This window comes from Emticicia sp. (assembly GCF_043780375.1).
GTDB lineage: Bacteria > Bacteroidota > Bacteroidia > Cytophagales > Spirosomataceae > Emticicia.
This window is the reverse complement of the sequence record NZ_JAYWCU010000219.1, coordinates 1-10,035: the sequence shown is the minus strand read 5'-3', so window position 1 is coordinate 10,035 and position 10,035 is coordinate 1. Positions and strand designations below refer to the sequence as shown.

The window sequence follows — 10,035 nt, the reverse complement described above, 5'->3', positions numbered from 1 at the left end:
GTAGATGGCTTTTCCATGATAATGGTTTAGGGTTAAATTTAGAAGTAAAAATAGAAAAAAACTATGATATTGTGAATGTATGTCGCCTAAAAATTATTGAAATTACTGTAACAGCAATGATACAAAGTTGTTTTTTCCCAAGTTCGTCCAAAAAAACATAACCTGCTGAAGGTATTTCTTTGGCCTGTTTCAAGAGGTCATTATACTCAGTTTCGCCAAAATTCTTAATGTGAGCTTCTCGTATTTTCACTATTCCTGAGATATTTTCGTATACCCAAAGCATAATCGATTGATTATTTCCCCATCGGGTATCGATAAATTGGACGAAAATAAAAAAGAATAAACCTGTCAAAAAAGCCGCAAATAAGTTCGTCATAAAACCAACTGAAAAACCCTCTGTAAATGACAAAACTCCGCCATTATTGGCTCTGTATGTCCAAACGGAAACCACAATAAAAATAATATTGATACCAAAAGCAGGGGCTTTGTATCGACCAAATGGACTTTTATGAAGTCCATAATATTGTAGCATGGCAACAAAAAAACAAATGGCTGCTGCTATACTACCATAAATTAATGCGTTTTTTAGAATTCTATTTTTTATCATAATTTATATAAACCTTCCCTTTATTAATAACAGCAATACTTTTGCCTTTCAATTCTTTGCCAATAAATGGAGTGTTTTTTGATTTTGAACGAATATCCTTTGTGGTAAATGTCCAATCGGATGTTGGGTCGAAAACTGTCAAATTGGCAATTTCTCCTACTTTAATTGAAATTTCTGGTATGCGTAAAAGTTTCCGAGGATTATTGGTAAACTTCTCAACTAATTGTTCAATAGATATTTTACCGTACGTATTTGCTACCGAAAATGCCGTTTCAAGTCCAATAATGCCAAAGTCTGCCATATCGAATTCTAAGTTTTTGGCTTCTTCGTCATGTGGATTATGGTCAGATACAATAACGTCAATTGTGCCATCTTTCAAGCCCTTCTGCAAAGCCTGTATATCGTTTTTACTTCTAAATGGTGGATTTACTTTGAAATTTGTGTCGAAATCTTTCAAATCAGCATCTGTAAACGCCAATTGATGTGCAGCAATATCGCAACTAATTGGTAATCCTTTCTTTTTGGCTTCTCTAATTAACTCAACTGCTTTTTCGGTAGAAATAGTTGAAAAATGGAGTTTTGAGTTTTGATTTTCTGGCACATCCTCACCTAAAAAATATTCCATCAATTTCAAATCTCGCATAATCATCAATTCCTCTGCCGTACTCGGAATCCCCTTCATGCCAAGCATCGTGCTTTCGATGCCTTCGTGCATTTGTCCAAACATTGTCATGCTTTGTTCTTCGGGGTGGTTCATCAGCAGTGCATCTATGGGGGCGAGATATTGCAAAGTTTTTAACAAAATATCGGCATTCCAAATTGGGTGTTCACCATCGGTAAATACTGCTGCTCCCGCATTTCGAAGGTCGAGCATTTCGGTAAAATCTTTGCCTTCACAGTTTTTAGTAACGGCAGCTGCAACATGAATTTCAATTAACTGATTGTTTGCAAAACCTTTAAAATAAGCAATTGCTTCTTTGGTCTGAACAATTGGCTTTGTATTGGGTAATGTAACAATTTCAGTAAAACCACCAGCCATTGCCGCTTGAAACAAAGTTGTCAAATCTTCTTTTGATTCATAGCCTGGGTCTTTCGGCGAAACTCGCATGTCTATCCAACCTGTCGAAATACAAAGGTTTTGTCCTTCAATAATTTGATCTGCTTTGTGAGAAATATTATCAGCAATTTCTTGAATAATGCCATTTTCTATAAAAATAGACTTAACCTGACCATTATACACAGATAATGAATCAATTATTTTTACAGATATTATTAAAATTTTCATTTTTTTTAGTCGATACTCAATTGACGACAGACCATAGAATAGATACTTATTTCTTTCATTTAAAAACGATTATAATAATATTTTGCAAAAAAAATGCCCTTGTAAGGGGCATTTTTTTAATATGTTATTGAATTACAATCATTTTTTTTACTTTGTTAAAGTAGTCATTTGTATAAATGCCTTAGACAATCGACTTTTTTAAATAGTATTTTGATATGATTCAGCATCCATCAATGCGGCAAATTCAGAAGGATTTGAAATCTCCATTTTAATCATCCAACCTTCTCCATAAGGGTCGTTATTTACTAATTCAGGAGAGTTTTGTAATGCTGGATTTACTTCTAAAATCTTCCCTGCAATAGGCATAAATAAATCAGAAACGGTTTTTACTGCCTCAACTGAACCAAAAATTTCATTAGCAGCAAAACTTTGTCCAACGGTTTCTATCTCTACAAATACAATATCACCTAATTCGCCTTGAGCAAAATCTGTAATTCCAACGAGTGCGATATTACCCTCAGTCATTTTTACCCATTCATGTTCGCTTGTATAACGTAAGTCAGCAGGAAAATTCATTGTTGATGTAGTGTTTTATTTAATTTGCTGCAAGTTAAGAGAAATGTTGGGAAATTGAAAAAATTGTAGGTTAAAAAGTTTTACTAAGGTTTTAATCCGACAACGCAAATCTTACATTCAAGCCACCTGTTGTGGTTTTTCTTGGAAAAGAAAAATTGGTTACAAAAGGGGTGTTTACTAAGTGGTCAATATAAAAATTCATAATTACTCGCTTGTTTACTTGATACGAAATGCGAGGGCCTAATTGCAAATTATAATTTCCTTGCGTTGGTTGGGGGTCGCCGTCCAAACGTCTTTGAATTGCCTTAATATCTCTAATGGTGAAATTAAACTGCAAATTCAAATCATTTTTGAGTGTTATTACTTTACCATCACGCCCTCTCAAAGGCAATTTTACATTGTTTTTTTTGAATCCAAAATTGAACACAAAATCATCACTCGAATATTCTGCCACTTGTGAGTTGGCAAGGTTTAGCGAAGCCCGACGCTCTTTATTGTATTCAAATTTTCCTGAAATTTTACTTTTCGTAACAAACTGAATACCAATGAAAGGAGCAAATTTTTCTTCCAAAGTAATGGTACTCATAATATAAACTGGAATATATTGGCTCAAGCTATTCAAAACATTGTCAGATGGAAGCGGATAGCCTCTTTGAGTTAAATCAATTCGTGTATTGATGTTATTATATTCTAATGACGAAGTAAAATTACCAACATTGAAATTAGAAGTATAACTATGTTGAATAGAAATTGAGCTGAAAATCTTTTTGAAAAACTCTAAACTTGCCAATCCTGAATAATCAATTCGCCAGTTTGGTAGTGGAAGATTAATTTTTCTGTTGTTGGGATTAAATGGATTTAAGCCTATTTTTGCTCTTGATTCTTTTCCGCTATAAGCAGCAAAAAATGCTGGAATCAATATGTCTTGTGAGTTTTTATCATATTTCGATTCTCCATTTAATTTATAATTTTCATAAATATTATCTCTCAATTTTATCATGTTTTCAAAAACATCATAATGATAATTGTTTTTCACATCAGCTTTTGACATTCGGTTAAACGCTGTACGGAATGCCCAAAATGACATACCAAAATTTCCATTTCTAACAGGACTTGAACTACTATATGAACCATCTGGATTGGCAATAAAATACTCTTGATAAGTATCGCCACGACTCATATTACCACTGATTTGTATTCTGAAATCTTTTGCTGGCTCAATGGTTGTTCGGAAACTGAATTTCCTTTGAGCAGTTTGTGTGAATGGTTGTGTTTGCGTGGTAGTTTTTGAAAGCCAACCATTACTTGCCGCTAATTTTTGAAATTCATGGTCTTGAGAGCCAATTACAAAATTTCGAGCATCGCTATTGCCAAATTCGTCGCTTAAACCAAAAAATCTTGGGGTAGGCGTGAAGCCTGGCAAAATGGTAGTTTCGATTAACGAATAATCATAGTCAATTCCTCGCACACTCAGTAATAGTCGAGTAAAAGCCTTTGCAAAATTGCTGGGCAAGACTTCAATAATTTCATCATCACTCGGATTTCTCGTAAAACGCTTTCTTTCAGGATTTGGACTATTGGCAAAACGCAGGTATTTGGCTTTGTTATAGAGTTTTACAAAATCAATCTTGCCTCTTACGCCACGCTCACGACCATTTCTAACAGTATTTCCGAATGGTACATCAAGCTCATCTTTTATATTATATGCTGCTGCTTGATAGTTGAAATTAGCATTGTATTTTGCATCGGCAGTCATCCAATCAAGCAAGAAAAACTTATCTAATGGTAAACGATAAGTAACCCGCATATCTTGACTGAAGTTTTTTGCTCGACCAAATCGTACTAAATTGTTATAAAGCGAATCGATTTTCTTTTGTGTATTCAAATCGCCAGTCGGTTCATCAACAATGGCATTCATTGAAGCGGCATAATTCAATAAAATACTTTTAGTTAAATTCCATTGTAAATCGTAGGTTCGATTCATTAAGAAATATTTTTCAAAAGTAGGAATAATGCCGCTGGTTGTTAAATCTGAATTTCTTAACTGAGTTTTAGCGAAATTTCTATCAAAATCTGTACGGAAAGCTACTACAGTTGGCAATGGCGATAAATTTAAATCTTTCAACCAATATAAAAATGGGCGGTCTAAACTTTTATTGTTTTTGAAAGGCTCCCAGTTAATTTGCTTTGGTTGATATTGGTACGTAAAACCACCTCTGTATTGATTTAGAGCATATTGGTCAATTAATATATTGCTTCTACTTATGTTGTTTTGTGCATACGTAAACGAGAAATTTTCAATGTCATACGCATGAGATTTTGCACCTTCTTTGGTTTTTATTTTTCTAACATTTGAAAAATTAAAGCCTCTTCGGGTATTTTCATCTACTACTAATCTTCGATATCTTTCACGCTCGGTTTGGTCAGAAATATTGCTTAGAGCAATCTCTAAAGGCATATCTGGGTCAAGAGGATTGAAATGTGGCGTAACAATTTGTTTGTCAAAGTTGATGAAAAACGGAATTTTTAAACCCCATTTTTCAGGAAATAATTTATCTAACTCAATATTTGAAGCAATGCCGATGCCTTTTCCTGTTTCTCTTGCACGTTCTGAAATTTTATCTTGTACTCCTCCAAAACCATAAGTCTTCAAGTTTCCATTGATGGTGACGGTTGCTAAATCTGCCAATTTGATATTTGCTGCCAACAATGCCGCATCTCCAGAAGTTTGGTCGAAACCGAATGCTCGAAGTTCGTTCATCCAAACTAAAAATGAATTAGCTTGCTCATCTGCCGATTTGGGATTTCTAACGCCCAACATTATGGTAAGTATCGTGCTCAAATCTGGATTTCCAAGTACTGAAATATTGAATTTTCCATCTTCAGTTGGCTTGGTATAAGGAACGGAAACATTTTTTGCTACTCGATTTCGTTCACCTTTCAAGGCAATTAATTCTTGTAAGGCAACATCAATGGCATTTTCTTCTGGCCAAATTTCAGTGTCAGTCAATGAGCCGTTTGGCGTTACTTTTAATTGTGGAACTTCAATTTCGTAGTAGTTTTCAATCAAATCAGTTCCGATTCTGATAAATGCTCCACCAACGCTTTTTTGGTCACTTCCTTCACTTTCGGCATGAATAAACATTTTTAGGCGTTTATAATTGACCATATCTATACGTGTATTACGGAAAACGGCACGAGAATCGCCATCACGAAGATTGGTTACGCCCAAAGAAACCGACTGCTCGTTGAAAACGATGTTGAACTGTTGCTGCGTAACATCTCTATCTCTAATAAATCCTGGAGGAACAACGTAAGGCGTTTTACCATTTTTTACATTACAGTTCTGACCATCATCGGCACAACCATTTTCTTCAATACTTACCACGCCAACTTTGAACTTTGCATCATAAGGCTCAGGAATTTCGGTGAGGCCTGCTCTGCTTAGATTTTTGTCATAAACACGGTATTGGTTCGACTCCAATTGCAGAGATGCAAAACGAAGTACAACTGGCTGCTCAAAATCAGTCAGCAACATTCGCATAAAACGAATAGACTTGAAGCCGTTAATATCACCAAGCTTGCGTGTAAATTGCTTCACAGGCACTCTGAACAAATACCACGTTGCCTCTGTGCCAGGAATTGTAACTTTATCAACAATAAACCCATTGCCAACATCCAATCGGTTAGGTTGAAGATTTATTTCATATTCATAAAAATTTTCAACATCATTGATTGTATTGTCAGCATTGATATCTTCTTTGTCTGGTGTTACCGAGTTGGCTGGAGTTGCTCCATCAGTTGAGGTAGCATTACTTTGCGGAGAGTTATTTTCTGTACCTAAATAATTTTTGAAACGCTCTAACAAGCCTTTGTTTTGAGCATCATAATCGGCATCAATAAAAAACTTAAAGTCATCACCCGATGGGTCTTTAGCAATTTGCTCAAAAACAGCAGGTTTTACCTTGTTTTTAATATCCGACAAGTATTTTTGAATGTGCGGATAAGTTGTTTCTTCACTATCATTTAAGCCATCTAGACCAACGTCTTGTTTTTCACGTGAGCCATTTTGGTTATCAAAAGCATCGGTCATAAACTGAACTGTTGGTGCTTTTCCCCAACGAGTATTTACGGGTTGCGATGAGGCTCCGCCATTGGGCAAAAGTCCATTTTCAAAGTTATTTCTACTGTCAGGAATAAAATCTTCGGAAATATCGCCTAATTGAAACATCAATTTTCCACCAGTTGTATTTTTTTTGTTGCCATTTGGTGAGCCATCACGCACAATATCTTTAAATGGGTCGAGCATCCAAAATGTTAAATATTCGGTATTGGCATTATCAAAATCATTGTCGGCAGTAATTCCACGCATGACCGACCCAAAATTTTGTTTTGGATTGGGCAAATAACCATCAGCATCAAGGTTAACATTATAATTGTACATACCTCTTTCCGACGGAAAATAAGAAACATCAAGAATATTAAGAGGGATCGAATTATTGAAGGAAGGCAACGATCTACCCGTAAATATTTGAGTAGGCGAGAAAGCTTTTTCGTAAAGATTATTATTTGCCGCATCGCTTACGCTTTGCGGAAGTCCTGTGCCAGTGCCACCAAAACCACCCGCAAAATAGGTACTTTGGTCAACAGTATAAACGGCAATTTTTCCTCTTTTATAGTGATAATCATAGCCAGTTGAACTTCCTTGAAATTTTTCGGGTGTTGAGGCAGGCCGCCAACGAGTTGGCTGACGAGTTAAATCATTGATGTTTCGGGTTGCTTCAAAATCATCAATCATGGCATTTCCGCCGATGCGTTTATTATTGACCGATGGAAATAATTTGGCGTATTCGGCAGTAAACTGAATCGAAGACATTTCTTTGGTCTGAATCAAAGGCAAAGCATCTAAGAATCGAGTAAGAAATCTGGCATCTTTTTGGTAATTTATATCAAAACCTATAATCGAATTATTGACAGGCTCTTGACCAATAGCTGTACGGGTCATAAATCCAGGGGTACTTTCTCGCAGCGACATGAAAGTTGCTCCCAAATGAATATCTTTGTTGAGGTTATAATCAAATCTTGCACCAGTCATAAATCTGATTTGGGTATTAAACAAGTCAGGTTTTTCCCATTCAATTCTGATTTGTCGTGCTGAGTTCAGCACGCTCATATTGATAATTTTTATTCTGCCTAACTGTGGTTCGATTGTATAATCGATGCCTTCTTGTAATTGTACACCTCCTGCAAATATCCTGACCGATTGCCCTGAAGCTCCCAAAGGCAAAGCTATTTCGGAGGCACTACTAGCTTGTAAACTTCCTCTAATAAAAAACTTATTTTTTGTCGTAACTTGTTGAGCATCTGTCATTGTACTGCGATAAAGCTCATTGAAAACGTATTTTTCTCTCAAAATTTGTTCGTCAGTATCAAAAAGTTTATTCAAAGTTGTACCAAATGGTTCAAGTACAGGGAAAATCAATTTCCCCATTTTGGTATCAATTGTTACATCTTCTACAAAGTCGAAGTTTCCATCGCCTTCGGGTTGTGGGTCATTGTTTGGATTTAATTTATCAAGTCCCAAAAGTCGAATCAAAGGAATGTTTTGTAGTTTTCGACCTTCTTGTAGGTTTGGGTTGTCAATACCAGTCTTATCGTCTTTATAAATAACTCTTAGTTGAAAACCCTGTTTCCCGATACCCGAAACACCCAATGAATAAACGTTCTTCATCATCAAATCCCACATTGGGCTATTGGTTCGGTTACGAATCGTAGAAGACTTGATGAGTTTCAACATAATTACTTCGTCCTCTCGGCGGGCCGAATAATCTTCGGTCAGTTCTCCCACTTTAAAAGCCCTACCATTATAAGTATATTCGTAAGCAACGCCCAAAATTTCGTCATTTCGTAATGGTGTTACCAATGAAATATAACCTAATTCTTGGTTAAACTTAAATTCTCTTTCGGTTAAGCGTTTTGCTCCACGCAAGATTTCGTAGTCAATTCCCTTTTTCAAACCTAATGCTGCCAGCGAAGATGTTGTAGTATCGATTTTTCTAAAAGCAGGATTATTATTTAATTGGTCGTAAAGTGTCGTTGCTTTGTTATCAACGGGGCTATATTGGTCGTCAGTTATTTTTTTATCACCAATATCCGAAAATGCGACCAAATTTCGCATTGATTCGATATTATTGGTGCGATTGGTAACATAAACTTCCAAACGAGTAATTCGAACGCCCGAAAGTACCAAAGGCAAGTTTCTCAGCGATTTTTCGTAATTGCCTCTAAAAAACTGGGCTAAAAAGAAGTGACGGTTTTCGTCATAATTATCAACACGGATTTCAAAAGCTCGGCTTTGTGTGCCATTATTTAAAACGATTGATTCGGTTTTTGAACGTTGTTGAGCAAGCACAGCCGTAACATCAAGTTTTCCTAACCTAAAACCAGCTTTTACACCAAATAAATTTTGTACGCCAGGAATCAACTGACTTTTTACGGGCATACTTACATTTCCTGCCTCAACTTTTTGTAAAATATCTTCGGGTTGGTTTTTGAAATTTAGTTTAAGTTGGTTTTCAAAATTAAAAGCTGCTTTGGTATCAAGATTAGTCAAAATGCCCATTTTCTCGCCAATCTTACCATTGAAGTTGATATTGATTTGTTCATTAAAATTGAAAAGCGTTTGTTTTCGCTGAATGAGCGGCAAAAATGGATTATCAATAAATTGTTTAATCAATTGAAAATCGAGCGTTACAAAACCATTTGGCTTTAAATCAATCAGATTTCCACCAAAAATTCTATCTACAATTGGATTTTTCTCTAATAATGGTCTTAATCCTCGTCCGCTGGTTGCACTTTTTCCATCTTGCAGATTTTCGTAATCTCGTAGAATGCTTTTGCGAATAGCAGCATTTTGAATACTCGAATACTCGTTGAAAGTTAAAGATTGTGGAACTCGGTAATCAATGCTTTTACCTACTTTTTCGGTTATCGAAATTTCTTTTGTATCGGGAGAAATCTTGAAATCATTTGAAATATTTTTTGGGTCTTTCAAATAAAATGGCGATTGTGGCACTCTAGCCGAATAGCGGTTGAGGTAGCGGTCTTGCCAACGATAAGAAGGTTTTGTGCCAGTTTTAACAATAACAGTATCTTTCTCAGGTATCGTAAGGGAGTCTGAGTTAGCTTTTTCAACAGTAGTTATACTCTTTTTACGGTTTTGCCCTAATGAGGAATTTATAAAGCAAAAAGCCCAAAAAAGTATAGTTATAGTAACACAATTTAGTTTTAATAGCTGTCTGAACATACAGTTTTGTAGAAATATCAAATAGGATTATAAACCTTAAACGACTAAAACCTTGCCAATAGTCTATTAAGCAAATAAAAATAAACAGGATTTGTAAGATTTAGAGATTTTCAGGATTGGCGTTTTCAAGAATTAATCTAAATGAACTAACGTAAGGCAAACTTTATGAGTTGCTCAACTGTAATCTCATTTCCCTCACGTTTCAGAATCACATCAATACTTTTCTCGGCAGTTGCTCTCGGAATGCCGAGCATCACCAAA

The 10,035-nt window shown here is 35.6% G+C and carries 4 protein-coding genes; all 4 read right to left on the bottom strand.

Annotation, left to right across the window (positions count from 1 at the left end):
- Nucleotides 1-61: 61 nt before the first annotated feature.
- Nucleotides 62-607, bottom strand: coding sequence for a DUF4199 domain-containing protein (locus tag ACH2CJ_RS16980; RefSeq protein WP_394994312.1), 546 nt, complete (start codon nt 605-607; stop codon nt 62-64).
- The gene (locus tag ACH2CJ_RS16975) at nt 594-1,892 is read right to left on the bottom strand and encodes a dihydroorotase family protein (protein ID WP_394994309.1); all 1,299 of its coding nucleotides are present in this window, start codon (nt 1,890-1,892) and stop codon (nt 594-596) included. Before ACH2CJ_RS16975 ends, ACH2CJ_RS16980 begins: the two co-directional genes overlap by 14 nt.
- A gap of 198 nt (nt 1,893-2,090) precedes the next feature.
- Entirely contained in the window at nt 2,091-2,468 is a 378-nt protein-coding gene (gene gcvH / locus ACH2CJ_RS16970; protein ID WP_394994306.1) for a glycine cleavage system protein GcvH, read from the bottom strand.
- A gap of 91 nt (nt 2,469-2,559) precedes the next feature.
- Complete coding sequence (gene sprA / locus ACH2CJ_RS16965; RefSeq protein ID WP_394994304.1) at nt 2,560-9,774, bottom strand: cell surface protein SprA; 7,215 nt, start codon at nt 9,772-9,774, stop codon at nt 2,560-2,562.
- Nucleotides 9,775-10,035: the final 261 nt, after the last annotated feature.

Excerpts from the sequence above, each read along its gene's own strand:
- ACH2CJ_RS16980 (WP_394994312.1), bottom strand. The coding sequence starts at position 607 with ATGATAAAAAATAGAATTCTAAAAAACGCATTAATTTATGGTAGTATA.
- ACH2CJ_RS16975 (WP_394994309.1), bottom strand. The coding sequence starts at position 1,892 with ATGAAAATTTTAATAATATCTGTAAAAATAATTGATTCATTATCTGTG.
- gcvH (WP_394994306.1), bottom strand. The coding sequence starts at position 2,468 with ATGAATTTTCCTGCTGACTTACGTTATACAAGCGAACATGAATGGGTA.
- sprA (WP_394994304.1), bottom strand. The coding sequence starts at position 9,774 with ATGTTCAGACAGCTATTAAAACTAAATTGTGTTACTATAACTATACTT.